Raw genomic sequence first — 26,992 nt, 5'->3', positions numbered from 1 at the left:
TATTTTCGTCTCCAGCTCGTTGTTTGTTTTTTCCGGATTCATCATCTCATGAAGCTCTCGCGCCTGATGTCCCTATTCCCTACACTACTGTCTGGCTTGCTACTCAGCCTCTGCCTGCCAGCGGCAGCGCAGACCAATACGAATAAAGCTGTCAGCAGCTCAGTATCCACGCTCCCGACGGCAAATGCACTGGCTAGTACAGCAGCAAATGCTGCCACTAACGCCACAATGACCCAGCGGCCAAGGATAGCGCTGGTATTGTCAGGTGGAGGTGCACGTGGCTTTGCACATATCGGCGTGTTACGGGCTTTGCAAAAGATGCGGGTACCGGTTGATGTGGTGGTTGGAACCAGCATGGGCGCAGTGGTCGGCGGCGCTTATGCGGCGGGCAGAACGGCCGATGAACTGGAACGCATCGTGATCGAAACCGACTGGGATCATGTGATGGCAGACCGCCCCGCCCGTTACGACCTCGACTATCGCCGTAAAATCGAAGATACGATCATCCCCACACGGCTGGAATTGGCAGTTACCAAATCAGGCGTATTTTTGCCAGCAGCCGCTGCAGGTAATGCCACGCTGGATCATGCACTGGGACGCCTGGTGCCAGAGGGGATGCGCGACCATGCCGTGAATCAGCTGGCATTGCCTTTCCGCTCAGTCGCCTCCGATTTGCTCACGGGCGACCTGGTGGAATTATCGGATACCCCATTACTGGCGTCCATGCGCGCTTCGCTGGCCGTTCCCGGTGTGTTCGCCCCGGTACGCATTAAAGATAAACTGGTGGTAGATGGTGGTCTGGTCAGCAATCTGCCGGTCGAACTGGCGCGCTCTATGGGCGCGGATGTCATCATTGCAGTTAACGTGGGAACGCCATTGGCAAAAGAAAGAGATTTACACAGCGCGATTGACGTTGCGACCCAGATGTTACAAATACTGACTGAACAAAATGTGCAGCGCTCAATCAAGGAACTGAAAGATAGCGATGTATTGATCGCGCCCAAACTGGACGGCATCAGTTTTCTGGATTTTTCTGCTTACCGGCGTGCGATTTCCGCAGGTGAAAATGCAGCCTTCCAGTTGCAAAGTAAGTTACGCAACTATGCAGTCGACGAAGCACAATATCTGGCAACTGACGCTCAACGTACTCACGCCACGCGCACCGCCAAGACCAGCCTGGTCGCTATGCCGATTACGCAAATTGAAGTGAAGGGCACGCAATACATTAATCCGCAGACTCTGATCTCGCAGACCGGACTGGAAGCCGGTGTGAGCCTGACCCAGGATCAAATCCGTGCAGCGACAGCGAAGTTGTATGGACGCGGCGATCTCGATGTCGTAGAGGCAAAAATAGAAGACGTGGTTACTGAGCGCAAAGTCACGATAGAGGCCAAAGAGTCAGAGTCCAGCCGCAACCGTCTGCGCCTTGGCGTGGAGTTATCCAGCGATTTTTCAGACGATAATCGATTTTCTCTGAGCGTGATGCATGTCGCTTCTTCACTCAATCGCTATGGTGCAGAATTGCGCTCAGTCGCCAGAATCGGCAGTCATCAGGAATTCAGCACGCAGTTCTGGCAACCGCTGGCACCGGCCTCGCCCTGGTATCTTGCTCCAGGCTTTGACTACAATGCAACGGGATTGGATAACTACAGTCAGGGATTACGCGTAGGCAGGATTAATGCCAGCGAGACCAGCGTCTCGTTCTTGCTGGGACGCCAGCTCGGCAACTGGGGCAGTATCGAAGCAGGTATCCGGCGTGGTTATGCCAAATTGAATAGTGTCATCCCGGTGGCACCGATTGATCCCAATACCAAATTCTTTGATACCACACAGTTCCTAAGCTTCCGTGCAGATACGCTGGATTCACTTAACTTCCCTAGCAAAGGCTCCTTATTTACCCTGTCATGGCAACGCTCACCGGGTAAGGATGCCAGTGAACGGTCCCAGGCAAGTTCGGAAATCAGCATGATGCGCGCCTTCCAGTATGGCGACTGGGCTGGTCATGTATACGGTGAATGGGGCCGTTCACAGCATAGCAATGCGCCTTCTGCGCTGGGTGGTTTTTTGCGGCTGTCTGGCTTACCCAGAAACTCATTGACGGGTGACTCTAACGTTTTTAGCCGCGTACTGATTGCGAGAAAAATCGGCGCTTTGCCTGCGACCGTGGGCGGTGCCATACGGTTGGGCTTTTCGGCTGAACTGGGCGGCGCGTATGGTAATGAAAATAGCTTCCATTTGCGCGAACTGAAACAGGCAGCCAGTACCAGTTTATCAGTCGATACCCGGTTTGGCCCCCTGTATTTCGGCGTAGGAGCAACCCGCGGTGCGGGTTCCTCTGTTTATCTTTTCTTAGGACCGATCTGGTGAGTCATACTGGGTAATTCAGGTTTGGCTTCCGGACGGCGCAGCGCAGTAAATGCGGAAAATTCCCAGGAACGGAAGCCTACCAGCAAAGTGAAGCCATCGCGTTCTTCGGCTTTCAAGCGCCGGTCTTCCTGATGCAAACGTGCCAGCTCTGCGACCAGTTGCTGAATCTTTTGCACCACTTCCTGTGCACTGCGGCTGGACACGCGCGCTGGAACGCACAGCAGCGTTTCCCCTTTATGATCGAAGCTGCCATTGAAATAATCAGCGACCACATAATCCCGGAAATACTGCTGTACCGGGCCATCTGGCAACCAGTGGAAAGCAGGCGATACATTCAGACGGTAGCGGTTATTGGGGCGTAATTCAATCAATTCCAGCTTGTCGAGTGCAATCAATTGCAGTACACATTCAGACTCCGTCATCTGATACGTCTCAACGATCTGCTCCATCGTCCAGTTACCGAGGCAGCAAATCGCGACCAGCAAGAGCTTGGGCGCGGCGATCAGGGATTTTTCCTGCGCCAGCGTCAGCGTGTCTGAGTGCGGAGTGACATCTGCCGCCTGACGCAAAATGTCTTCCATCGCCACACCGGATGCTTTACAAATTTCAGCCAGCCGAGACAAGCTCATGTCCTTCTGACCGAACATGCGCTTGACGCTGGATTCACTCATGTGAATACGCTCTGCCAGCACCTTATAGGTCACGCCGGCTGCACGTAATTCTGAACGCAAGACCTGCAACAGCAATTCCGGTGAACTCATTTTCTCTCCTGATCAGTTTGCATTATTGACATGGTAGCGCCCTACGCTACCTGAGATTGGAAATCTTACCCCTTTCCAAATGCTATGGTACTAATTTTCTGAACTTGCGGCACTATTTCTTTTTCTATCAGGACTGACGCAAAATTGTCGCAACAAGGCATGGCGACGCAGGCAGTACGCACAGTACGACAAGGAGCCATAACGCCGCTGGGGCAGTTTTGCGTAAGTCCTATCTATTAACTACAGCATGCAACTCAGCCGCCCACGGCTGCCAGTGCGCAGACCTCACTTTGCAAAGTACAGAAAGCCAGTATGAAAAATATCGCTCTCTATGCCATCTGCCTCCTTCTGTCCGGGATCATCTTTCTGGCTGGATTTTTGACCGGACGCGAGCAGACTGGCAGCGCTCCCGCTGCCGCGGCCAGCTGTCCAGCGAACTCGGATATTTTGATGAGTGATGAACAGATTCCGGAAGAAGCAGGCACGCCCTTGCCCTCCTTGATACGCCCGCAAAGGGTACTGATGTAAAGCTTAAGCCTTATAATGGCGGGCATTGCTTATTGGAGTATGCCCTTCATGTCTGTTACGGAACGTCTTTATTGGTATTCACGTCTGATACGTCTCGACAAACCGGTTGGCACCCTGTTGTTATTGTGGCCTACACTGGGTGCTTTATGGCTCGCATCAGGTGGTATGCCGGACTGGCAGCTGCTGCTGATTTACAGTTTGGGTACCTTGCTCATGCGCTCAGCCGGATGTGCCGTCAATGATTATGCCGACCGTGATTTTGACAAACACGTCAAACGCACCGCCGGGCGCCCTATCACCAGTGGAAAAATCTCAGGCAAAGAAGCGCTGGCAGTCGCTGCTGCACTGGCACTGATCTCTTTCGCGCTTATCATTCCACTGAATGCACTGACCAAACAGTTATCGGTTTTCGCCGTACTGATCGCGGCCAGCTATCCGTATTTCAAACGGTTTTTTGCTATTCCTCAGGCTTATCTGGGTATCGCATTTGGCTTCGGGATTCCTATGGCTTATGCCTCTGTGCAGGGTTTGCTGCCAGCCAGTGCCTGGCTACTGTTGATCGCGAATGTATTCTGGGCTGTCGCCTACGATACGGAGTATGCGATGGTTGACCGCGATGATGACTTAAAAATTGGTATCAAGACTTCCGCAATTACTTTTGGGCGCTTTGATGTGCTGGCCGTGATGCTGTGTTATAGCATCAGCCTGGGTCTGATTACGCTGGTTGGTCTGAACAATGGACTAGGGAAAATTTTCCTGTTCGGCATAGCCACTGCCGCCCTGTGTGCGCTTTACCACTATGTGCTGATCAAAGATCGTGAACGCATGTCTTGTTTTGCAGCATTCCGCCACAATAACTGGTTAGGAGCGGCAATCTTCGCTGGAATTGCCTTTGACTATGCTTTAAAGTAAAGACAACTCTGGCTGCTGTATCCGATGTCGCTTTGTTTGACTTGTCACAAATTGTCTTACCCATACTTGCTTAGACTGAGAACTGTGGTAGTTCCCGGCCTTACAACATGGCAGTATGCGTTGATGTGATTAACACTGTTTTTTTTACAAAGGAAAAACTATGAGCTCAGCAGAACAGCACAAAGACAAACTGATGCACGACCTGAATCAGGTCATCAGAGATGCAGAAGACTTGTTACGCAATAGCGAACAACAAGGCAGCGAAGGCTTTAAATCTGCCAAAGAACGTTTTGAACACACATTGCGTAATGCCAAAGCCGAAGTGGCAAGGATAGAAGATCTGGTCGTGACACGTACCAGAGACGCTGCCAAGGCGACTGACGTCTACGTCAAAGAAAATCCATGGCAATCCGCTGGTATCGCAGCCGGTGTCGGCTTGCTGGTCGGCTTACTCATCGGTCGCAGTCGCTGATCCATGGCTGTTCTGGACTCCATCCGGCAATTGACAGCCACGTTTGCAGATATGCTGCAGACGCGGCTGGCATTGGCTTCTGTGGAAGTGGAGGAAGAACTGCAGCGTTTTTCCTCCATGCTGCTGTGGTCCTTAGCCGCCCTGTTTTGCGCCTGTTTTGCCACCATGCTGGCAGCCTTATTGCTCATCGCCGTATTTTGGGAAACGCATCGGGTCGCTTTAATCAGCGTACTGATCCTGTTTTTCGCCGTCAGCGCGGCTGGTATTGCGTTCTGGGTACGTCAACAGTTAAGGCAACGCCCACGCTTTCTGAGCGCTACACTGGGCGAACTGGACAAAGATGTTCAGGGGCTGCAAGTACCTGCATCCAGTGCCAAGCCGGAGTGAATGATGCATAAACAGGCTCAGCAACTCGCACTTAGAAAACAGGCTCTGCTAGTCAAAATTCAAGCTCAGCGTCAGCTGCTCAGCCTGCAAAAAAGCGAATTATCCGGCTCGCTCAACCTGGCGGCGGTCAGTCAGAAACTGGGCCTGAATCTGTTCAGTCGCGCTAAAGATCATCCCTTACTGACAGCCACATTGGCGGCTGGCCTCGTATTACTCAGACCAAGGCGCGTGTTAAGCATCGCCAAAACGGCATTACAGGCCTGGATGATCTGGCGCGAAATCAGGCCACCGTCTTCTGCTTCTTCCAAAGATGTGCCATCAGCGTAAAGCCTGATGGCGATCTATGGCGGCAAACTGGTGATGAATTTTGCGTGAAGCGAATAACCATAAGCGTTCGCGCTGATCACCCGGACGAGCACCTTCCCATACCAACTGCCATTCCGGATGTGTGAGCAATTCAGCTGGCTTGATGGCATTCAAGCCGTTGACCAGCAATAAGTCACATTGATGATCTGGCCTAACTTCCTGACGGGAAGTAATGATGCCGGAAAAATAGCGCAGCATGGCGCGCTCTGACTCGCCCAGATCTTTACTCGCCATACAGTCAAAGCGTTCCGGTAACACCGTCTCCATCTCTGCGAACACGCTGCGGTAGCTTTTTGCATGATCGACCCAGGGTAACAGCAAACTGACCAACAACATCCAGCAGACACTGACGCCCGCCATCCAGTTCGTCAGCCCGCGGCCACGGCTACCACGGGTAGCAATTACCATATACAGACAAGCACTGGTCAGTATCACTGCAGTCAATGCCGAGGACCAGGAAAAAACCGGACTGAAATCTTCAGGCAACATACGGATCAACCAGGCCCAGGCAGGTGGTTTTCCCTCTGCCAGCATGACACCCCAGATCCACCACAGTCCAATGGCAACTGAAGTAAACACGATGCGTGCACTCCAGCTCAGTAAGCTATCCCAACGCTGGCTCAGGCTAGCCGCAGCCGGTGCAGCCAACAAGGCGAAAGGCAAAATCAAAGGCAGCGCGTAATTATCCCTGGCGGATGCAGACTTCCACAATACCAACATCATGAGTCCGGCAACCAGCATGCAGCACTGCAGCGCGGCACTATTTTTCCATTGCAGACGATAACGCCAGAGTGTCAGCAAGGCTAAAGGCCAGGCTGGGAATAAGAACCAGGGTAAAGTAGTACGCCAGAATGCATAGGTATGCGGCGCACCGAGCTGAGCGACAGAAAAGCCAAAAAAGCGTCCTACATTATTCAGCCAGAACCAATCCATAAACAACTGATAAGAGCGCAAATATAGAGCCAGAGGCCAAATCAGCATCCACGGTAAAGCAAACAAAAAAGCAAAGCACAAAGCCTTCAGGTAATTACGGTGACGCCAGTTGGCAAACAGCAGTGGTAACAAGATCGTGGTCGAACCAAAAATGGCGAGTCCCAGCACACCTTTTGCCATGAAGCCGATACCGATACCCGTTCCAAGCAAACATCCTGAACGCAGAGGGAATTTTTCTGGCTGCACGAACCCGGCCATAGCGACCGCGAATCCGGTCAGTAAGGGCACATCCGTCAACATCATATGGGAATGCAGAATCAAGCCTATGCAGCCCAACAAGGCAAACACGGCGAAACGCCCATGCTGCCGCCCCCACCATTGCTGACTGGTCCAGGCTGTTGCCCAGCAGGTGATCAGCATGAAGACCCCCGTTGCCAGGCGCGCGCCATCATGCAATGGTAACAACGGAGAAAAGCTGATCGCCAGCACGCTCGCCAGCCAGTAATACAAAGGCGGCTTTTCCATAAACGGTTCGCCAGCCATCGTCGGTACTATCCAGTCACCAGTTTCCACCATGTGTTGAATAATGCCAAATATATAAGCCTCATCCTGCTTCCAGGGATCATGCCCTACCAGACCGGGGAATAAATAGACCATGCCCAGCATAAGCACTAAGACTGCTCCACGCTCCAGTCGCATGAAACGCATATTCGTCAATGAACGGTAAACACCCGATACACCAGTGTGTATCCAGACTGCGGGACTCCATCGCGCATCACTTTCTGCCATCATATTTTGCTTGCCTATCCTAGCATCCATGTTCAGGTGGCTGAAGGCACTCAAAAGGAAAGTAACACCCCGCCATGTAAAGTAACGGATTGTATCGGATTTATACAGACCATTTCCACTTATTTTAGATAAATATATTCACTTTTCTTCATATAATCATGGACTTATATTTCAACAGAACAACTTTCCGGCGTGTGCCAAATGCGTACAAAGGCGATTTAAATGATTTTATTAACATCATTTTCTGTAACAACTACCAGACGATTGACATCGCATCATGCCTGTCCTGACAAGATACTGCCTAAGTATGTCTACGCTACGCAGCGTATGAGGATAAGGAGGAACTGAAGAAGATCAGCTTATTATGACTGTAACGCAGTATTATTTTGACATGCCTTACAAGCTCAGCATGCATGGCAAGGTATGAGGAGAGATGCAGAAAATTTCAGCACTCAGGCAGTCATTTAGCCCGGTTCAGCCTGCTTGTGTAAGACTAAACCAGGCAATTCACTCAGGATTGGCGACCGAATTCGTCGCCCAGTTCAGTGGCGCGCTGTGCTGCTGCTTTTGCGGCGCGCACGATAGCAGTCTGTATTCCTGCCTCTTGCATACTGCTCAAGGCAGCAAAAGTGGTTCCGCCTTTGGAGGTAACTTTCTCACGCAAAGTCGCTACTGGCTCATCCGCATGTAAAGCCAGACTGGCCGCCCCCTCAAAAGTGGCGATTGCAAACTGGCTGGCTTGCTCCGGCGAGAAGCCCAATTCCAGCGCAGCCTGCTGCAGCGCTTCGATGAAATAAAACACATAGGCCGGACCACTGCCGGAGATCGCAGTCACCGCATCGATTTTGGCCTCGTCCTCAAACCAGGAAGTCATGCCCACTGCGGACAGTATGGTTTCTGCAATTTGCTTTTGGTCAGCCGTAACACCCGGCAGCGCATACAAGCCTGTGATTCCCTTCCCTACCATCGCGGGCGTATTTGGCATGGAACGGACTATGTGCGGATAGTCGCCCATCCAGCGCGACATATCCGAAGCACGTATACCAGCGGCTATCGAAATCAACAACTGTTTCGTCAGAAAAGGCTGCAGGCTCTGAATCACATCGCGCATTTGTTGTGGTTTCACCGCGAGCACAATCACATTTGCAGCCGCTACATCCTGACCTATCTGTAATGCAGTGCTGACGCCATACTCAGCTTCCAGCCGGGTCAGGCTCAGCTGACTGACATCAACGACGTGCACATCACTGGCCGCTGCGACCGCAGGGATCAAGCCGCCCATCAGGGCTGCCGCCATATTGCCACCACCGATAAAGGCGATTTTCAATTTAGGATGATTGGTCTTATTTTGCATAATCTCTTTTCCCGAAAATAGCGGTTCCGATACGAACCATAGTACTGCCCTCTGCAATCGCAGCATCCAGATCGCTGCTCATCCCCATTGATAAGGTATCCAATGCTAATCCACGCTGCTTCAGTATTTCCTGTATCTGCCTGAGTGCAGCAAATGCTGCACGCTGCTCTGCCACATCTTCGCTGGGCTCGGGTACTGCCATCAAACCACGCAGGCGCAAATTGGGCAGGCTGGCGATACGCAAGGCCAGTTCGACCGCCTCCGCTGGCGGCACACCACTCTTACTAGTCTCGCCACTGATATTAATTTGTAAGCAAATGTTAAGTGGGGCCAGCGTGGCGGGGCGCTGCTCAGATAATCTGAGCGCGATTTTTTCACGGTCGACCGAGTGCACCCACTGAAAATTTTCTGCAATAGCACGCGTTTTATTGCTTTGTATCGGGCCGATGAAATGCCATTCCAGCGCCAGCGCAGGCTGGTTTTCCCTCACAAACTGTATCTTATCGAGCGCTTCCTGCAGATAATTTTCGCCAAACGCGACTTGCCCCCATAGTGCTGCCTCGATAATTGCCTGTACCGGGAAAGTTTTTGAAACAGCAAGCAACTTTACCTCCAGCGGCGGGCGGCTATACTGCTTCTCAGTGGCGCGGATATGCTGGCTGACGGCTTGCAAGTTGTCAGATATTAAGGACATAATCAACTACTCTTCTGTGCTGGTCTGGCATGGGCTGGCCTTGTGGCCGTCTGCAACCATATCAGTAAATCAATCGGCATCAATACTTTCCGGAATTATAAATGGACATTTCTGAACTGCTGGCGTTCTCGGTCAAGAATAACGCTTCCGATCTTCACTTATCCTCAGGATTGCCGCCGATGATACGCGTGCACGGGGATGTGCGCCGCATTAACCTGCCGCCGCTGGAACATAAAGATGTGCATGAGCTGATTTATGACATCATGAATGATGCCCAGCGCAAAACCTATGAAGAAACGCTGGAATGCGATTTTTCCTTTGCCATCCCCGGCCTGGCCCGTTTCCGTGTCAATGCATTTAATCAGGAACGCGGACCGGCAGCGGTCATGCGTACCATTCCGTCTAAAATCCTGACGCTGGAACAATTAAACACGCCACGTATTTTTGCCGATCTGGCGTTGAAACCACGTGGTCTGGTACTGGTGACCGGCCCGACCGGCTCAGGTAAATCGACCACGCTGGCCGCCATGGTGAATCACCTCAATGAAAATGAATACGGCCACATTCTGACCGTCGAAGATCCGATTGAATTCGTGCATGAATCGAAAAAATGCCTGATCAATCAGCGCGAAGTCGGCCCGCATACCATGTCCTTCAACAATGCTCTGCGTTCTGCGCTGCGTGAAGACCCGGATGCGATTCTGGTCGGTGAGTTGCGCGATCTGGAAACCATACGCCTGGCCCTGACCGCGGCAGAAACTGGCCACTTAGTGTTCGGTACTTTGCATACATCCTCTGCGGCAAAAACGATAGACCGTATTGTCGACGTGTTCCCGGCGGAAGAAAAAGAAATGGTGCGTTCCATGCTATCCGAATCGCTGCAAGCGATCATTTCCCAGACGCTGCTGAAAACCAAAGATGGTTCAGGACGTGTGGCTGCGCATGAAATCATGGTAGGTACGCCAGCTATCCGTAACCTGATACGCGAAGCCAAGATCGCTCAGATGTATTCCGCGATTCAGACTGGCAATAATGTCGGCATGCAGACGCTGGACCAAAATCTGACCGATCTGGTCAGACGCAATGTGATTTCTGTCGGCACCGCTCGTGGCGCAGCAAAAATCCCTGAAAACTTCCCTGGCTGATGCTGAACTGGAGATAAACACATGGAACGCGATCAGGCTACCAAATTTATGCACGACTTGCTGCGGCTGATGCTCAGCAAAAATGGTTCAGATTTATTCATCACAGCAGATTTCCCCCCTGCTTTCAAAATTGATGGCAAGGTCACACCTGTTTCGAACCAGCCGCTGACGCCCGCACACACCGTCGATCTGGCGCGTGCCATCATGAATGACAAGCAGGCCGCTGAATTTGAATCGACCAAGGAATGTAATTTCGCGATCAATCCGGCTGGCATGGGACGCTTCCGTGTATCGGCTTTCATGCAACAAGGCCGCGTCGGTCTGGTGCTGCGTACGATTACTACCGCCATTCCAAAACTGGAAGATCTGGGTCTGCCGGATAATCTGAAAGAAGTTGCCATGACCAAACGGGGTCTGGTGATCATGGTGGGTGCGACTGGCTCGGGTAAATCCACCTCGCTGGCAGCCATGGTCGGCTACCGCAATCAGAACAGTCACGGTCATATCATTACGATCGAAGATCCGATTGAATATGTGCATCCGCATGCGAATTGCATTGTGACCCAACGTGAAGTTGGTATCGATACCGAAGACTGGGGCGCAGCGCTGAAAAACTCGCTGCGTCAGGCGCCGGACGTGATACAGATCGGTGAAATCCGCGACCGTGAAACCATGGATTTTGCGGTTGCCTTTGCTGAAACCGGCCATCTGTGCCTGGCTACCCTGCATGCCAACAGCTCCAATCAGGCGTTGGATCGTATCATTAACTTTTTCCCGGAAGAGCGCCGTGCACAGTTGCTGATGGATTTATCGCTGAATCTGAAAGCCGTGATTTCGCAACGTCTGATCCCACTCAAAGGACGCAAAGGCCGCGTTGCTGCAGTCGAGATCATGCTGAATTCACCTTTAATTTCTGATCTGATTTTCAAAGGTCAGGTACATGAAATTAAAGAGATCATGAAAAAATCGCGGGAACTGGGCATGCAGACTTTTGACCAGGCGCTGTTCGATTTGCACGAAGCAGATAAAATCTCGTATGAAGATGCTTTACGCAACGCTGACTCGGTCAACGAACTGCGACTCGCTATTATGCTCAACGGCAAAGAAGCCAAAGAACGCGATCTGAGCGCCGGAACCCATCATTTAGGAATCGTCTGATATGCATGCACTCGCCTTTACCGCTAACGACATCAGTGGCAAACCAGTTGATCTCAGCCAGTACCTGGGCCAGCTGGTACTGGTCGTGAATACCGCCAGCCAATGTGGCTTTACGCCGCAATACAAGGGGCTGGAAGCGGTGTACCAGCAATTCAAAGAGCGTGGCGTGGTGGTGCTTGGTTTTCCCTGCAATCAGTTTGGTCATCAGGAACCCGGCAACTCATCGGAGATAGGCAGCTTCTGTGAAAAAAACTTTGGTGTAACTTTCCCCTTATTTGAGAAAGTAGAAGTGAACGGTGCACAAGCGCATCCGCTGTATCAGCATTTGAAGTCTGCTGCCCCCGGACTGTTAGGTACCCAGGCCATTAAATGGAATTTCACTAAATTCCTGATACGTCAGGATGGCAGTGTGTATAAACGTTATGCACCGCAAACCAAGCCGGAAGATCTGATACAGGATATCGAGGCTTTGCTGCTCAACCACTCCCTGACTCCCTAAAGCGATTTGAAAAATTCGCATTTCCAAATCAATTCAGCGTAATTTCTTATAAAAAATAAAAATCCGAAATCTGGGCATGAGTAATACTTTAAGAAATTTTCGCAAAAAGTCTGAGATTTTTGGAACTACAAATAACTCCGGTTTTTGTGCCATATGTGGTAACTATGGAAAACTAACTGCAGACCATGTTCCGCCAGTTGGGTGCCTGAAAATTAGTGGAGCTATAAAGGATGTGATATTTAGGAATTTTTTATCCGAAGACAGAGATCAGCGACGCCCCCCAATAATCCAAGGAGGCGTAAAATTCAACACAGTTTGCACGAATTGCAATAGCGACCTGCTAGGTCGCCGATATGACCCATCGTTGAATAATTTTGCTGCGAATATGCTTGAAGCTCTACGCCTTCGACAAAATCCCGGCGTTTCTCCTGTTTTTAAGCTATCCCTAGAATCACATAAAATTGCACGCTCTGTAATTGGCCATATTCTCGCTGCTCATTCTGTCGAACATACAAAAAACAAGTTAGCCCCAATAGGTGCAAGCGAATCCTTGCGGAAATATCTTTTAGATTCAACCCTTGGCTTCCCAAAGGAATGGCGACTTTACTGTTGGCCATACCTCGGAAAAAATCAGGTCATACATAGACATGTTGCAATGACAGATTTTTCTGTAAACAGCGATGATAAAGTTTTATACGGACATATCTTAAAATTTTTCCCATTGGGATTTTGGTTTGTCCATAACCAACCAGCGGTTTACAACCTGTATCTTCCAGAGATAACGCCATCCTCCAACTGTGAGCTAGACACCTCCGATGATCTTATTTTCGATACTCGCAACATACCCAGTCGTTTTTTTCCAGAAAATCCAGTAGGGAATCAAGCCTTTTTACTTTGTGATGATCAATGTTCAGTCGCTTCACCTAGATGAATCAATTTAGTTAACGTAAAGCCTGGTCTATCCATTCTATCCAATGCTGCACCGGCGTATCGGTTCCGGATTGCAGATGCGTGATGCAGCCGATATTGGCTGACACCACCGCGACCGGCTGACTGGCCAGTAATTGCTTTAACTTCTGATCGCGTAACTGATAAGCCAGACGCGGCTGTAACACCGAATAAGTACCGGCCGAGCCACAGCATAAATGGCTGTCGGCGCACAGGCTGACATCCACGCCCACCGCACGCAGCAAGGATTCCACCTTGCCACGTATTTGCTGACCATGCTGCAAAGTACAGGGCGGATGCCAGACTATCTTTTTACCGACCGGCAGCTTCACCAGCGCGCGTATTTGCGGCTCACGCTCTGCTAATACTTCGCTTAAATCTTTGCACAAGGCCGTGACCCTGGCTGCTTTCTCCGCATAAGCTGCATCATGCGCCAGCAAATGGCCATATTCCTTGACCGTCACACCGCAGCCTGAAGCGGTCATCAAAATGGCGTCCACACCTGCTTCGATCGCTGGCCACCAGGCATCGATGTTACGGCGCATATCCTGTAATGCGGCCTCCTGCTCATTCAAATGATGACGGATCGCGCCACAGCAACCGGCTTTAGGCGCTACGATCAGCTCTGTGCCCAGTGCGGCCATCACACGCCGCGCCGCCGCATTGATTTCCGGTGCCATCGCGGGCTGGACACAACCATCCAGCAACAACATGCGACTGCCTGGCTGAACCATTACGGATAGCGGCGATACAGGCTGTGCCGCTTTGCGTAAAGGGATTTTATTTTTCAGGAACTGCGGCAATACCGGGCGCAGGAATTGTCCTGCCTGCATCGCTGGCCGGAATATCCATGGTCGCGGCAGAGCCGCGCTGAGAGTTTTCCGCAGCAAGGTCTGCGTGACTGAACGTCCGACTTGCTGCTCAACTACGGCGCGTCCTATATCCAGCAAGCGGCTGTATTTCACCCCGGATGGGCAGGTGGATTCACAATTGCGACAGGTCAGGCAACGGTCCAGATGCTGCTGGGTTTTCTCGGTAGCGGCTTGACCTTCTAACACCTGCTTGATCAGATAGATGCGGCCACGCGGCCCATCGAGCTCATCGCCCAGTAACTGGTAGGTAGGGCAAGTCGCAGTACAGAAACCGCAGTGCACGCACTTGCGCAGGATTTCGTCAGCTTCCTGACCGGCATGGCTGTCTTTAATGAAATCGGCGAGATTGGTTTGCATAAGCGTCAGATATCCTTGTACATACGGCCAGGATTGAAGATTCCTGCGGGGTCAAATGCTTGTTTCAAATGCTGGTGTATGCGCAGCAAAGGCGCAGATAAAGGAGCGAACACCTCGGCCTGACGGTCGCCGCCACGGAAAATACTCGCATGTCCGCCCGCTTCCCTTGCCAGTGTCCGAATACGCTCTGGACTTTCATCGCTGTACAGCCAACGCTGCGCGCCGCCCCATTCGATCAAGGATTTACCGGTCAAAGGCAAAGCGGGCGTCGTCGGTGGCAAGGACAAGCGCCATAAAACATGCGCCTCTTCCTGGGAAAAATAGTCCTGCGTCTGCTCCCGCAATGCCTGCCACCAGTTGCTGGCATCGCTAATCTCTTCTCCGCCCATGCTGTGGCGCGCTGCATCGACCGCGGCCTGCGCACCTGACAGACGTACCAGCAAACGCCCGACGTACCAGCAAGTCGCTGAAATGGGTAAGGGTTGTCCGGCCCAGGTATTCATTTTGCGCAGTGCATCGGCTTCGGATAGTGCAAATACCAGCGTGGTTTCTGCCACTGGCCTGGGTAATACTTTGACCGAGGCATGCAGGATCAGGCCCAGCGTACCCAAAGAACCCGCCAGCATGCGCGACACATCATAGCCAGCGACGTTCTTCATGACCTGACCACCAAATTCCGCAATCTGGCCACGCCCATCCATCAGCGCTGTACCCAGCACAAAATCCTTCACAGCACCGGCATAGGGACGACGTGGACCCGCCAGACCCGCTGCCAGCATGCCGCCGAAGGTAGCGTGTTCTGAAAAATGTGGCACTTCACAAGCCAGCATTTGCTGCTGCTCCGCTAATACAGCCTCAATCTCACGCAAAGGAGTACCGGCGCAGGCGGTGATCACCAGCTCGGTCGGTTCATAAGACAGAATACCGCGGTAAGCACGGGTATCCAGCAATTGCCCGCTGCTCTGCCGTCCATACCAGGCTTTGCTGCCGCCCCCTTGTATGTGTAGTGGCTGCGCCTGTGCAGCGGCCGCCAGCACCTGTTCACGTAAATCATTGAGGACGGGATTATTCTTTGCACTCATGCCTAGACTGGCCTTTCATTAAAAACGGGGTAAGTCCGGGAACTTCAGTTGCCCTTTCCTGACGTGCATGCGTCCGTATTCCGCACAGCGGTGCAGGGTAGGAATCGCCTTATCCGGATTGAGTAAGCCAGCGGTATCGAATGCCTTTTTAACGGCAAAGAAAGCGTTTAACTCAGTTTCCGTGAACTGTACGCACATGGAATTGATTTTTTCTATACCCACACCATGCTCGCCGGTGATGGTGCCACCGACAGCAACGCACAATTCCAGAATTTCCGCACCGAAGGCCTCGGCGCGGAAAAATTCGCCTTCCTGATTCGCATCAAACATGATCAGCGGATGCAGATTGCCATCACCGGCATGAAATACATTGGCACAGCGCAGGCCATATTTCTGCTCCATCGTGGCGATCCCGGTCAGCACTTCAGCCAGGCGTTTGCGTGGAATCGTGCCATCCATGCAGTAATAATCGGGCGAGATTCTGCCTGCTGCGGGAAAGGCATTTTTACGGCCAGACCAAAAGCGCAAACGCTCAGCCTCGGTCTGCGATACCGCAATCGCGCTGGCACCGGCTTGCTGCAATACCGCAGTCATGCGTGCGATTTCCTCTTCCACTTCAGCTGCAGTACCATCTGATTCGCACAGCAGTATGGCCTCGGCATCCGTGTCGTAACCCGCATGAACAAAGGGTTCCACCATGCGAGAGGAAGTCTTGTCCATCATTTCCAGTCCGGCCGGAATAATGCCAGCCGCGATCACTTCTGCCACAGCATTGCCACCCGTGACCACGTCGTTAAACGAGGCCATGATGACTTTCGCGACTTGCGGTTTCGGCACCAGTCTGACCGTCACTTCGGTCACGATACCCAGCATCCCCTCAGAGCCGATGAAGACCGATAACAGCTCCAGCCCTGGCGCGTCCAGCGCTTCGCTGCCTAGCTCAACTACCTCACCATCCATCAGCACGACACGGACCCGCAACACATTGTGTACCGTCAGTCCGTATTTCAGGCAATGCACACCGCCCGAGTTTTCTGCCACATTGCCGCCTATGGTGCAGGCTATCTGTGACGAAGGATCAGGCGCGTAATACAAGCCATGCCCGGCAACGGCTTCAGAAATTGCCAGGTTACGCACACCGGGCTGCACCCGCGCAGTCCGCGCCAGCGCATCGATATGCACTATGCGGTTCAGTTTGGCAGTGGATAACACCAGCCCGTCGGCGATAGGCGTAGCACCACCCGATAAGCCTGTACCCGCACCACGCGGTACGATAGGGATTTGCAATCGGGAACAAATACGCAGCACTGCCTTTACCTGTGCTTCATCTTCAGGCAGACAAACCACCATAGGCAATTGACGATAGGCAGTCAGGCCATCGCATTCATAGGGGCGGGTATCCTCTTCATGATGCAGGATGGAATGCTTAGGTAATATCTGTAATAAGGCCTGCACCAGTTCACGCTGCCTTTGCCTTATCATCGGTCCCTGCTCGGTCTGCTGCATATTCACCTCTTTGTTATCGGCGTATTCAACATGAGTTCTTACTCAGGCAAAGGCTGCAAGCCTGCCAGCGCGCAAACACAGCAGTCACAGCGCCCTGAGTTACATGGTGAGGACTTACGCAAAATTGTTCCAACAAGGCTTGGCGACGCAGGCAGTACGCATAGTGCGACAAGGAGCCATAACGCAGTTGGGGCGGTTTTGCGAAAGTCCTAATGAGTCTCAGTGTAATCAGCTTTACAGGCTTTGGGATGAATAGTTTCAACGGCTGCCGCTGAATTGTTTTCAAGGCATAAAAAAAGGACGCCGCAGCGTCCTTTGTTTTTTGCATTCAGTTTTTGCATTCAGCGTGCTTACACGGAGAATGAAGATCCGCAACCACAAGTGGTGGATGCATTCGGATTTTTAATCACAAACTGCGCGCCTTCGAGATCGTCTTTATAGTCGATTTCGGCACCGACCAGATACTGGTAGCTCATGGAATCGATGAGCAACTGCACACCATTTTTTGTCATGGTGGTGTCGTCTTCATTGGTGATTTCATCGAAAGTGAAGCCATACTGGAAACCAGAGCAGCCACCGCCTTGTACGAATACACGCAGTTTCAGGTCTGGATTACCTTCTTCTTCTATCAGTTGCGCTACTTTGGCAGCAGCGCTGTCGGTGAAAATAATTGGTGCTGGCATTTCTGCAACGGCGTTCATTTCTTGCTCCTTGTATCTAAGATTGTTCCATTATAGACCTGAGTGCAGATCTATGCAGCGGATGCCGCCAGCTTCAACACCGGTTCCTGCACCACGTCATGCGTGAGCTTGCCGGACACCAGTGCACCACTCATCATTTCCAGTGTCTTGTAATGCACATCTCCGGAAATCCTTGCCTTAGGCTGCAACTCCAGCAAATCGCTGGAAAATACCGGCCCGTTGATGACACCATTCACAACCACATGCGAGGCACGCACTTCACCCTCAATCACCGCCTGCTCAGAAATAATCAGCATACTGGCAGCATCCGATTCGGCGATCACATTGCCGCTGATATGTCCATCTATGCGCAGCCCACCTTTGAAATGCAGGTCACCGGCGATGCGTGTGGTCGAGCCTATCAGGCTGTCTATAGTATTTTTTGCTTTGCGATTAAACATGAGCATCCCTTCTTCAGAAAATCAGAGCAGCGCCTGTGCACCGAACAAGCGGTCAGAGCATGCTGATTCAAGTGGTTACATTGATCGTCTGTTGAGCACGTTGCTGTCCGCGCTCCAGCACTTTCACCTGAACCGATTTTACCGTTGCATCCTCAGGTAGCGGTATGACGCCTTCCATACGCTGATAGTGCTTAAACGACAATTTAAGCTTAGCAGCTTCGCCGGATTTAGGATCAGGGAACAGCATCGTAACAGGTTTACCGGCCTGTACCAAATTCAGGGTCAATTGCATTTCACCGGAAAACTCGCTGCTTTTTTTCACGCCCTGCACTAACAAGGCGCGATAACGCAACTGCCCCGGCGCTACCAGCTCAGCCTTCAGGTTTTGTACTGCCACGCCATCCGGCCCAGTACCTGCCTGCATAAAGCTTTCAAAAAAAGCCAGATCGTCTTTCAGCTTTTGATTATCGGCGGTCAGTGTCTTAACCTGATCCATCAGCTCTTTTTGCATAGAGCGATCAATGTTGAGCTTACTGTCTATGGTATTGGTCTGTTTGCGCAACTGATCGCGCTCAGAGGTCAACTCACTGATCTGCTCTTGTAATTCCAGGATACTGACGCCACCCTGCCCCACTGCACTGACGCTGCGTTTACCCATGACATAAGCGCCGTACAGCGCGCCAAGAACAAGCACCGACACCAATGCAAGCAAAGCGAACCTGGTATGCCAGGGTTGCTCCTGGCGTACCGTCAGTTTTGCAGACAACAGCGGATGATGACGCAAAGGACGCTTGGCCATACTTATGGCATGACCGGAACGTGCTGCAGACCTGTGTTTTCCGCCAGGCCAAACATCAGATTCATACACTGCACAGCCTGACCGGATGCGCCTTTGACCAGATTATCCTGCACCACCAGAATCACCAACGTCTTGCCATTGCCGGGACGGTGTAAAGCCAGGCGCAGCATATTCGAAGCACGTGTGGAGCGGGTTTCAGGATGCGAGCCAAATGGCATCACATCGACAAACTCTTCATCTTTATAAGCATCTTCAAACAAGGCCTGCAAGGCTTCATTACTGATATCCGTCTTCAGTTTTGCATACAAAGTTGAGTGCATGCCACGTATCATCGGTACCAGATGCGGTGTAAATAAGAGCTCGACCGGTTCAGCGCTCAGACGTTGCAGCTGCTCTGTAGTTTCCGGTGTGTGACGATGTCCGGATACGCCATAGGCTTTGAATGTGTCGCTCGCTTCTGAGAACAGGATGCCGATTTCCGCTTTGCGACCGGCGCCCGAGACACCGGACTTGCAATCGGCAATCAGGCTGCCCGCATCAATCACACCTGCTTTGAGCAAAGGCGCAAAACCGAGCTGCATGGTGGTCGGATAACAGCCGGGATTTCCAATCACACGTGCCGCTTTGATGGCATCGCGGTTCAGCTCAGGCAAGCCATATACAGCCTCCTTCAATACATCCTGGCAGGTATGTGGAATGCCATACCATTTTTCAAACTGGGCTACGTCCTGCAAACGGAAATCCGCCGCCAGATCAATCACTTTGACACCCGCAGCCAGCAATTCCGGTGCCTGCGCCATGGCCACACCGTGTGGCGTGGCAAAGAAAACGACGTCGCAATCGGTCAGCCTGGCTTTATCAGGCGAAGAAAACGCTATACCGACCTTGCCACGCAGGGAGGGATACATATCAGCCACCGGTAAGCCATCTTCTTTGCGCGATGTGATCGCGGTCAGCTCGACTTCGGGATGGGTGGACAAAATACGTAATAACTCGACACCCGTATATCCGGTGCCACCGACAATACCAACTTTAATCATGAACGTTCCTTGCAAGAAATTTTCCGTTATTTTAACAGCAGATGCGATCCTGACCACGCTGATATTGCTGCGCGAGGCCGAGCACCGGAAAAGCAAAAAAGCCGCCCAAACAGGCGGCTTTTTGTTTCCAGCGATAAAAAAATTAACGCTTGGAGAATTGTTTTGCGCGACGTGCTTTGCGCAGACCAACTTTTTTACGTTCAACTTCACGAGCGTCACGAGTAACGAAGCCAGCTTTGGACAATTCAGATTTCAAAGTTGCATCGTAGTCGATCAGCGCACGAGTGATACCGTGACGAACTGCACCGGATTGGCCGGATTCGCCGCCGCCGTGAACGTTAACCATAATATCGAAAGTTTCGAGATTATTAGTCAGTTCCAGTGGTTGACGGATAACCATCAGGCCAGTTTCACGAGAGAAGTATTCGCTCGCTGGTTTGCCGTTGACAACGATCTTGCCGCTGCCAGATTTCAGGAATACACGAGCAACTGCGCTCTTGCGACGGCCAGTACCGTAGTTGTAATTACCGATCATGGCTAATCCTTAGATGTCGAGTACTTGTGGTTGCTGAGCAGCGTGCGGATGTGTTGCATCTGCATAAACTTTCAGCTTCTTGATCATTGCATAGCCGAGTGGGCCTTTAGGCAACATGCCTTTAACAGCTTTCTCGAGTGCACGACCTGGAAAACGCTGTTGCATTTTCGTGAAGTTTGTTTCATAGATACCGCCTGGGTAACCAGTGTGGCGGTAGTATGTTTTGTTCAGAGCTTTAGTACCAGTCACGCGCAGTTTAGCTGCGTTAACAACAACGATAAAATCGCCTGTGTCTACGTGTGGTGTAAATTCTGGTTTATGTTTGCCGCGCAAACGGAGTGCCACTTCGCTGGCAACACGTCCGAGTACTTTATCTGTCGCGTCAATCACGAACCAGTCGCGCTGAACCTCATGGCCCTTAGCGGAAAAGGTTTTCATGTTGAATCCTAAATAGTTAAATACGCCCTGTTGCGGTGGTTCTGCCTTTGCTCCGGCAGACTCTCCCTTGTTCATTTCTCGCATGGGCAAATCGAGAATCGAAAATTATAAAGCCTTTCAAAGACTTAAGGCAAGAAATGTTTAAAATTTAGGCAGATTTTTTGCGCATGCAAGGCTGACAGGCAAAAAAATACCCGAAGACCAGGCTTCGGGTGGAATCCACCAAAGGAGTAGGTGGAGGAGACAAAGCGTGGTTAGCTGCTCAAGAAGAATAACTAACCGATGAGTCAATAATAGGTGAAGAAATTGTGCAGTGCAAGAAAATTTCCCGGATTTATGCGAAGATTCCCTCTAAATACACGGGATACAGTCGGAAGCAGGACTCAGGATTGTAAGCCCTGCCCGCTCTGGGCTACACTGTGATGCAAGTCACTCAACAAGAAGGAAAGAATATGGAAGCAACGGTACGCTGGACAGGAACATCCGGTATGTCTTTTTTAGCAGAAACAGGCTCTGGTCACGCCGTACTGATGGATGGCGCGCCGGAAGGTGGTGGCCGCAATCTGGCACCGAGGCCGATGGAAATGCTGTTGCTGGGCACCGGTGGATGCACGGCTTATGATGTGGTGCTGATTTTGAGGAAGAGTAAGCAAGATGTACGTGGTTGCGACCTCAAATTGAGTGCTGAACGTGCAGAAACCGAGCCTAAGGTGTTCACGAAAATCAATTTCCACTTCGTGGTGCGTGGCCGCAATCTGAAGCCTGCTACGGTCGAGCGCGCCATCAAACTCTCTCACGAAAAATATTGCTCCGCATCAATCATGCTGGAAAAAACGGCCAGCATGACACATAGCTTTGAAATTATCGAAGACAGTGAATTGCCTTCAGAGCACGACGTTCAGGCCTGAGTTTCCACGTCCGGCACACCGAACACATCGGTGTAGCTTGGGTAAAACGAGCAATAGCGTATCGTGGTCAGCACGGACAGCACAGGAAGCATGAACAGCAGCAGCATCGCTTCCTGTCCGGCAATCGCGACCAGCACTTCCATTATCAAGGCCGGCAACAGACCAGCCAGCAACAACCAGCACAGGCAATACACCAGGAAAACGCGCCAGGCACGCTTCACTGATAAAAAGCTGAAAAATAAGGCCTTAGCAACCGACATTTTCTGCCAAAAAATTAAAGGGCCGGCGTACCAGAATGCCATTAATGCAGGCATAAAGACCAGTCCCATCACCAGCATACCCTGCATCAGATTACCCGCGTCCACCGTTTTCGGGTCGGGTGGTTCAGTGCTGGTCAGCACCGTGAATAATTCTGCATTGCCAACGAGCTTAGACGCAGCAACCGCGATCGTCATTGCCAGTAAAAACAAGACGCCCAGATTAATCAATGCAGGCCAGCGCTTGGCACGAAAACCGCTGAACAACACTGGCAGCGTGACTTTCTTCTTCAGATCAATATCCTGACAAGCCTGCATGAACCCCATAGAGAAAACCGGCATCAGCAAAAATGGCAGCACTACGCCGAGCAAGGGAATAATTCCTGCCAACAGCAAACAAAACATATAGGCAAAAAACAGGCTCAACATTTCTGCTGGCTGTTGTTTGAAATAGGCAAAGCCGCGCTTCACCCACGACCATCCGGTCAAGGCAGGCATCGCATTCATGAATTAACAGGCAAAGGTGGAACAGGTTGGGATTCGCGCAGGCGCAAGATGCGTTCAAAGTGTGCCGGATCATGCGGCGTGAGCATTTCTGCATCCCGTGGCTGATAGAAATCGTACAAACGGGAGAGCCAGAAACGCAAGGCCGCAGCACGCAACAGCGGCTGCCATGCACTACTTTCTTCCGGGGTGAACGGCCGGACTGCGTGATAGGCGCTCAGCATAGCAATGACCCGTGCGTTATCCAACGTGCCGGTGGCAAGGTCTATACACCAGTCATTGACCGTCACTGCCACATCGAACAACCAGGTGTCACAGCCTGCAAAATAAAAATCAAAAAAACCGGTGAGTTGCTCACCTGAGAACATCACATTATTACGGAACAAATCGGCATGTACAGGGCCGCGTGGCAAGGCTTTATAGATGGCGCTAGCCTCAAAGGCATCCTGGAAGTGGATTTCTGCACGCAGTAAGTGTTGCAAATCATCGCTGATGAAAGGCAAGACCTTAGGTACGGTCAGATGCCACCAGTCTGAGGCGCGCAGATTTTTTTGAAACAAAGGGAAGCTGGTACCAGCTAAATGCATTTTCGCCAGCATTTGACCCACGGCAGCGCAATGTACAGCCTGTGGCTGCATTTGGGAACTTCCCTCCAGCTTACTGACTATCGCAGCTGGCTTACCGTGCAAGGGCACAACCAGTTCTCCATCGCGGTTGGCAACCGGCGCAGGAACCAATACCCCGTGATCCGCCAGGTGACGCATCAGTTTCAGGTAAAAAGGCAGTTGCTCAAAATTCAGGTTCTCGAAAATGGTCAGTACATACTCCCCTGCTTCAGTGGTGATAAAGAAATTACTGTTTTCTATGCCTGAAGAGATGCCCTTCACTGCACTGACTTTGCCTAATGGGAACTGATCTATCCAAGAACTCAGATCTTCCAGAGAAACGGGGGTAAAAACTGCCATACTCTTTTCTTATCAACGATGTTATTTTTTTGCTGCTGCGCTGGCGGGGGCTGGCTTGCCCGGAGCTGGCGGTAAGACGGGTAAGGGTTCCGGCGCTTCTTTGGCTTCTTTTTTTCCGCCGAACTCCAGGAGTGTCCATTGGGCAGCACGATTACCCTGACCTTGTACGGTACCAGGCTGAGCATTACCCGCCTGAGGGTCTGCTTTCAGGGTGTAACTGCTTTTGCCAGACTTCACTTCGACTTCAGTGACTTTGCCTGCATTATTCTTTTTTTCGACAACTTTATTTTTTTGCTCAGGCTTACCGACAGATAAATTCTTTTCAGTTGGCCCCTCTTCCAGTTTTTCCATTTTCGGTGGCGGTGGCACCTCAGCTTTAGCTGGCATTTGGGCGCACACAGGTGTAGCAAGCTGGGCAGCGAAAATCACTGCGGCGATGGGCAGGAGAGCGTTTTTCATGATGGTCTTTCGGTGAAGCCGGAATTCTTTCATTGTAACAAACAGCACGGCGCAGTGCCTGATTACGCCAGGTATTTAGCTGAATTCCAATAAAAAAGAGCAGCCTGAGCTGCTCTTTTCAAATCAATACAGGCTAAGCCCGTAAAGATTAGAAGCGGTGTTGAACGCCAGCTGTCAGTTCGTGAACTTTGGAGCCAGCAACGCCACCGAATGCTGCGCTAACCAGGTCAGCTTTAGCATCTTGTTTAGCGTATGCGTATGCTGCATACAGGTCAGTACGCTTAGACAGACCGTGGACATAGCCCAGGGAGAACTGTTTAACGTCTTTAGCTACTGCAGAGTCAGACACTTTAGTGAAACCAGCCAATACTTTGCCAGTTGCAGTTACAGGTGCGCTAACAGCCAGAGTGTAGATCTTACGATCCATACCTTTGTCGTCTTTCTGTTTTTGGAACAGGAAAACTGGCTTAGCTACGCCGAAGTCGTAAGCAGCAGCAACTGTGTTTGCAGAAACAGCATTGCCAACAACATTGTCTTTTGCGTAGTTGTAGCCAACTTCCAGCGCGTCAACTTTGTAACCAGCTGTCAGGCCAACAGAACGGTTTGCAGAGTTGTCACCAGCTGCTTCGCCAGCGCCGTAAGAAGCGGATGCTGTGAAACCACTCAGATCTGGAGTGTTGTAGAAAATCGCATTGCTAACGCGGCCGTTTGTATCTTGTGCTGTTTTGCCAGCTACGAAATACAGAGCACGTGTACCGTTACCGTTGTTAACCAGTGCGGAACCAAACGGATCGTACTTGTCGAAGAATTTCAGAGTTGTAGTCTTGTCACGACCCAGGTTCACAGAACCGAAATCGCCAGACAGGCCAACCAGAGTTGTACGACCGAATGTACGGCCACCTTGATCAGAAGAACCATCATCGATCTTAACGCCTTGTTCCAGAACGAAGTTAGCTTTCAGACCACCACCCAGATCTTCAGTGCCTTTGAAACCCAGACGGGAACCGCCTTGTTGGCCGCTAGTTACCATCGCTTTTTTACCAGCACCAGCGCTAACACCTTGAACGCCAACGTCAGCTACGCCGTAGATAGTTACGGAAGATTGAGCAAAAGCTGCGCCAGAGAAAGCACCCATCAGAGCGAGTGCGAGGAATGATTTTTTCATTGTCTAGTATCCAAAAATGAATGTTAATTTTTGCTGACACCAAAGAGCCAGGCACAGCAAAAAACAGATTGCAGGTTCTTTACAGCCTTGAACCAAGATTGATTCAATGACAAGCGACACCTTACCTGCACAAAATGACGCTTTGATGAAATCGAACAAATTCACAACAAGGCACTACAAAGCGTTGCAATATAAAGACATGACAGACACTGATAAGTTCACATCAAATTAGCATCTATTCACGACTTAAGGCCACATTATAGGCAATTTTTGCGGATGCTGCACAGCACCATGCATATAAGGGAAATCACCTAGATTTCAAGACCCCGCCAAAAAATTGTTTTTGAGCATGAAGTTAACGCTGCAAGGTCTTGTTTGGTTTACATGTGTGAACGTGAAAAACGCCTGCCTGAATACCACAGACTGGCCGCGATCACGCAGCATGTGAGCTGTCCCAAGGCCAGTGAAAATACGGCATGATCAAGTGCTGGTGCAACCAGGCCCGCTATGAGCGCACTGACAAAAGTGACGCTGGCAGACTGGCAAGATGCCACTACGCCACGAATTTCCGGAAACAGGTCCAATACCAATAAAGTTGCACCCGGCGCCACCAAAGACATGCCAAAAGCATAAAAAAATAAGGGCATCACAGACCAGAACAACTGAGGAGCAAACAGCGCGTGATAAACGACATTAGTGAATGCTGCTCCTATTAAAAAGCAAAAGCCAGCATTTACCTGGACCCAGACCGTCAATTTACCGGCCATACGATTGGCCGCCAGAGCGCCGAGAAAGATACCGCCGACGGTAGGTACAAATTGCCAGCCAAACTGGTCGGCACCCAGTTTCAGGTGCTGAGTAATAAACGCAGGCGCTGCAGAGATATACAAAAACAAACCGGCAAAATTAAACGCTATCGTGCCCGCCTTCAGATAAAACAACCTGGAGCGAAATACCTGGCGGTAACTGGACCACAAAAAATCTGCACTAAAAGCTTGTCTCTTATCAATTGTTAAAGATTCTGGCAGCCAGCGATAACATGCAATCCACAGCACAACAGTGTAGCCAAATAACAACAAAAAGATAGCACGCCACCCCCAAATTCCGACCAGCCAGCCACCTAAAATGGGGGCAATTGCAGGCGCGATAGAAAAAATCATGGTCACCAGTGACAATAACTTTTCAGCCTCAGGCCCTTCATACAAGTCGCGAATAATCGCGCGCCCCACCACCATACCGGCACCGGCCGACACGCCCTGGAGTATCCTGAATCCCCATAAATAATGAATATTGTGTGCTGAAGCGCATCCAAAACTGGCAACAGCAAATACCGACAAGGCAATCAGGATTACATTGCGGCGACCGAAGGAATCAGACAAAGCACCATGCCATAAGGTCATCACCGCGAACGACAGCATGTAAGCGGTCAGCGTCTGCTGCACTTCCAGCGTATGCGCCTGCAGGCTTTGTTGAATAGCCGGAAACGCCGGCAAATAAGTGTCAATCGCAAAAGGCCCCAGCATCGCCAGCGCAGCCAGAATACAGGCCAGCGCGGTGCTGTTCATAGGCGTCGAGGAACGCATAAATTCTTTCTTTTTTTGGCTTAAACAAGGTCTGAGCCTGTCTTTGTTAACAGATCCTAAGCAGGCTC

29 protein-coding genes are annotated in these 26,992 nt (G+C 51.2%); 11 read left to right on the top strand and 18 right to left on the bottom strand.

The genetic code is table 11. The features are described 5' to 3' along the window. Positions 1–48: 48 nt before the first annotated feature. The gene (locus tag H8K43_RS05290; protein ID WP_230403673.1) at positions 49–2,367 is read left to right on the top strand and encodes a patatin-like phospholipase family protein; all 2,319 of its coding nucleotides are present in this window, start codon (positions 49–51) and stop codon (positions 2,365–2,367) included. Here the strand turns inward: H8K43_RS05290 and H8K43_RS05285 are convergent. Beyond that, positions 2,340–3,128 (bottom strand): helix-turn-helix domain-containing protein, encoded by a 789-nt coding sequence (locus H8K43_RS05285; protein ID WP_162020430.1) that lies wholly within the window; start codon positions 3,126–3,128, stop codon positions 2,340–2,342. The genes H8K43_RS05290 and H8K43_RS05285 overlap by 28 nt on opposite strands. Before the next feature lie 312 nt (positions 3,129–3,440). Here H8K43_RS05285 and H8K43_RS05280 point away from each other — a divergent pair, with 312 nt between their 5' ends. From H8K43_RS05280 to H8K43_RS05260, 5 genes are all read left to right on the top strand, one after another. Then, positions 3,441–3,656 carry a hypothetical protein gene (locus H8K43_RS05280; RefSeq protein WP_186902859.1) on the top strand — a complete coding sequence of 72 codons (216 nt, stop codon included), beginning with the start codon at positions 3,441–3,443 and terminating at the stop codon, positions 3,654–3,656. A gap of 48 nt (positions 3,657–3,704) precedes the next feature. After that, positions 3,705–4,568 (top strand): 4-hydroxybenzoate octaprenyltransferase, encoded by an 864-nt coding sequence (gene ubiA / locus H8K43_RS05275; RefSeq protein ID WP_186902858.1) that lies wholly within the window; start codon positions 3,705–3,707, stop codon positions 4,566–4,568. Positions 4,569–4,728: 160 nt separating this feature from the next. Next, positions 4,729–5,040 (top strand): ElaB/YgaM/YqjD family protein, encoded by a 312-nt coding sequence (locus tag H8K43_RS05270; protein ID WP_186902857.1) that lies wholly within the window; start codon positions 4,729–4,731, stop codon positions 5,038–5,040. Between the two features lie 3 nt (positions 5,041–5,043). Then, positions 5,044–5,427 (top strand): phage holin family protein, encoded by a 384-nt coding sequence (locus H8K43_RS05265; RefSeq protein WP_186902856.1) that lies wholly within the window; start codon positions 5,044–5,046, stop codon positions 5,425–5,427. Then, positions 5,428–5,754, top strand: a complete 327-nt coding sequence (locus H8K43_RS05260) for a YqjK family protein (RefSeq protein ID WP_186902855.1) — start codon at positions 5,428–5,430, stop codon at positions 5,752–5,754. Here the strand turns inward: H8K43_RS05260 and H8K43_RS05255 are convergent. The 3 genes from H8K43_RS05255 to H8K43_RS05245 form a co-directional block, all read right to left on the bottom strand. Then, positions 5,746–7,518 (bottom strand): ArnT family glycosyltransferase, encoded by a 1,773-nt coding sequence (locus tag H8K43_RS05255; protein ID WP_186902854.1) that lies wholly within the window; start codon positions 7,516–7,518, stop codon positions 5,746–5,748. The genes H8K43_RS05260 and H8K43_RS05255 overlap by 9 nt on opposite strands. Positions 7,519–8,026: 508 nt before the next feature. Next, entirely contained in the window at positions 8,027–8,869 is an 843-nt protein-coding gene (gene proC, locus H8K43_RS05250) for a pyrroline-5-carboxylate reductase (RefSeq protein WP_186902853.1), read from the bottom strand. Continuing rightward, on the bottom strand, positions 8,859–9,563 hold the full coding sequence (locus H8K43_RS05245; RefSeq protein WP_186902852.1) for a YggS family pyridoxal phosphate-dependent enzyme: 705 nt from the start codon (positions 9,561–9,563) through the stop codon (positions 8,859–8,861). Before H8K43_RS05245 ends, proC begins: the two co-directional genes overlap by 11 nt. Positions 9,564–9,664: 101 nt before the next feature. Here H8K43_RS05245 and H8K43_RS05240 point away from each other — a divergent pair, with 101 nt between their 5' ends. The 4 genes from H8K43_RS05240 to H8K43_RS05225 all read left to right on the top strand — a co-directional run bounded on the left by H8K43_RS05240 (position 9,665) and on the right by H8K43_RS05225 (position 13,296). Next, positions 9,665–10,708 carry a type IV pilus twitching motility protein PilT gene (locus H8K43_RS05240; protein ID WP_162020421.1) on the top strand — a complete coding sequence of 348 codons (1,044 nt, stop codon included), beginning with the start codon at positions 9,665–9,667 and terminating at the stop codon, positions 10,706–10,708. Positions 10,709–10,729: 21 nt separating this feature from the next. Beyond that, positions 10,730–11,866 (top strand): PilT/PilU family type 4a pilus ATPase, encoded by a 1,137-nt coding sequence (locus H8K43_RS05235; RefSeq protein ID WP_186880714.1) that lies wholly within the window; start codon positions 10,730–10,732, stop codon positions 11,864–11,866. A 1-nt stretch (position 11,867) separates the two neighbouring features. Beyond that, positions 11,868–12,365 carry a glutathione peroxidase gene (locus tag H8K43_RS05230; RefSeq protein ID WP_186902851.1) on the top strand — a complete coding sequence of 166 codons (498 nt, stop codon included), beginning with the start codon at positions 11,868–11,870 and terminating at the stop codon, positions 12,363–12,365. 76 nt (positions 12,366–12,441) lie between these two features. Then, positions 12,442–13,296 (top strand): hypothetical protein, encoded by an 855-nt coding sequence (locus H8K43_RS05225; RefSeq protein WP_186902850.1) that lies wholly within the window; start codon positions 12,442–12,444, stop codon positions 13,294–13,296. Positions 13,297–13,306: 10 nt separating this feature from the next. On the opposite strand, the gene glcF is transcribed toward H8K43_RS05225, so the two are convergent. The 9 genes from glcF to rplM form a co-directional block, all read right to left on the bottom strand. Continuing rightward, positions 13,307–14,542, bottom strand: coding sequence for a glycolate oxidase subunit GlcF (glcF, locus tag H8K43_RS05220; protein WP_186902849.1), 1,236 nt, complete (start codon positions 14,540–14,542; stop codon positions 13,307–13,309). A 5-nt stretch (positions 14,543–14,547) separates the two neighbouring features. After that, entirely contained in the window at positions 14,548–15,624 is a 1,077-nt protein-coding gene (gene glcE, locus H8K43_RS05215; RefSeq protein WP_186902848.1) for a glycolate oxidase subunit GlcE, read from the bottom strand. Positions 15,625–15,642: 18 nt separating this feature from the next. Continuing rightward, a complete protein-coding gene (locus H8K43_RS05210) occupies positions 15,643–17,130 on the bottom strand; it encodes an FAD-linked oxidase C-terminal domain-containing protein (RefSeq protein ID WP_186902847.1) in 1,488 nt (495 codons plus the stop codon). A 350-nt stretch (positions 17,131–17,480) separates the two neighbouring features. Continuing rightward, positions 17,481–17,831 (bottom strand): iron-sulfur cluster insertion protein ErpA, encoded by a 351-nt coding sequence (gene erpA / locus H8K43_RS05205; protein ID WP_162020414.1) that lies wholly within the window; start codon positions 17,829–17,831, stop codon positions 17,481–17,483. A 50-nt stretch (positions 17,832–17,881) separates the two neighbouring features. Then, a complete protein-coding gene (locus tag H8K43_RS05200) occupies positions 17,882–18,271 on the bottom strand; it encodes a bactofilin family protein (protein ID WP_186902846.1) in 390 nt (129 codons plus the stop codon). Positions 18,272–18,338: 67 nt separating this feature from the next. Continuing rightward, positions 18,339–19,070, bottom strand: a complete 732-nt coding sequence (locus H8K43_RS05195; protein WP_186902845.1) for a DUF6776 family protein — start codon at positions 19,068–19,070, stop codon at positions 18,339–18,341. 2 nt (positions 19,071–19,072) lie between these two features. Further along, positions 19,073–20,110 carry an N-acetyl-gamma-glutamyl-phosphate reductase gene (gene argC, locus H8K43_RS05190; protein WP_186902844.1) on the bottom strand — a complete coding sequence of 346 codons (1,038 nt, stop codon included), beginning with the start codon at positions 20,108–20,110 and terminating at the stop codon, positions 19,073–19,075. 142 nt (positions 20,111–20,252) lie between these two features. Beyond that, positions 20,253–20,645 (bottom strand): 30S ribosomal protein S9, encoded by a 393-nt coding sequence (gene rpsI / locus H8K43_RS05185; protein WP_162020410.1) that lies wholly within the window; start codon positions 20,643–20,645, stop codon positions 20,253–20,255. Positions 20,646–20,654: 9 nt separating this feature from the next. Beyond that, complete coding sequence (rplM, locus tag H8K43_RS05180; protein ID WP_162020409.1) at positions 20,655–21,083, bottom strand: 50S ribosomal protein L13; 429 nt, start codon at positions 21,081–21,083, stop codon at positions 20,655–20,657. A 452-nt stretch (positions 21,084–21,535) separates the two neighbouring features. Here rplM and H8K43_RS05175 point away from each other — a divergent pair, with 452 nt between their 5' ends. Next, complete coding sequence (locus tag H8K43_RS05175) at positions 21,536–21,991, top strand: OsmC family protein (protein WP_186902843.1); 456 nt, start codon at positions 21,536–21,538, stop codon at positions 21,989–21,991. Here H8K43_RS05175 and H8K43_RS05170 read toward each other — a convergent pair. The 5 genes from H8K43_RS05170 to H8K43_RS05150 form a co-directional block, all read right to left on the bottom strand. After that, positions 21,982–22,746: a BPSS1780 family membrane protein gene (locus H8K43_RS05170; RefSeq protein WP_186902842.1), complete on the bottom strand. Its 765-nt coding sequence runs from the start codon at positions 22,744–22,746 to the stop codon at positions 21,982–21,984. The two genes, H8K43_RS05175 and H8K43_RS05170, sit on opposite strands and share 10 nt — an antisense overlap. Positions 22,747–22,751: 5 nt before the next feature. Next, entirely contained in the window at positions 22,752–23,717 is a 966-nt protein-coding gene (locus H8K43_RS05165; protein WP_186902841.1) for a homoserine kinase, read from the bottom strand. A 21-nt stretch (positions 23,718–23,738) separates the two neighbouring features. Further along, positions 23,739–24,176: a hypothetical protein gene (locus H8K43_RS05160; RefSeq protein WP_186902840.1), complete on the bottom strand. Its 438-nt coding sequence runs from the start codon at positions 24,174–24,176 to the stop codon at positions 23,739–23,741. A 148-nt stretch (positions 24,177–24,324) separates the two neighbouring features. Continuing rightward, positions 24,325–25,341, bottom strand: coding sequence for a porin (locus H8K43_RS05155; RefSeq protein WP_186902839.1), 1,017 nt, complete (start codon positions 25,339–25,341; stop codon positions 24,325–24,327). 380 nt (positions 25,342–25,721) lie between these two features. Beyond that, the gene (locus tag H8K43_RS05150) at positions 25,722–26,924 is read right to left on the bottom strand and encodes a multidrug effflux MFS transporter (protein ID WP_186902838.1); all 1,203 of its coding nucleotides are present in this window, start codon (positions 26,922–26,924) and stop codon (positions 25,722–25,724) included. Between the last annotated feature and the right edge of the window lie 68 nt (positions 26,925–26,992).

This window comes from Cognatundibacterium curvum (genome assembly GCF_014284235.1).
In the GTDB taxonomy this organism is placed as follows: Bacteria; Pseudomonadota; Gammaproteobacteria; order Burkholderiales; family Burkholderiaceae_D; genus Undibacterium; species Undibacterium curvum.
Note: the sequence above shows the minus strand (reverse complement) of the source record. Positions and strands in the feature narration are given on the sequence as shown.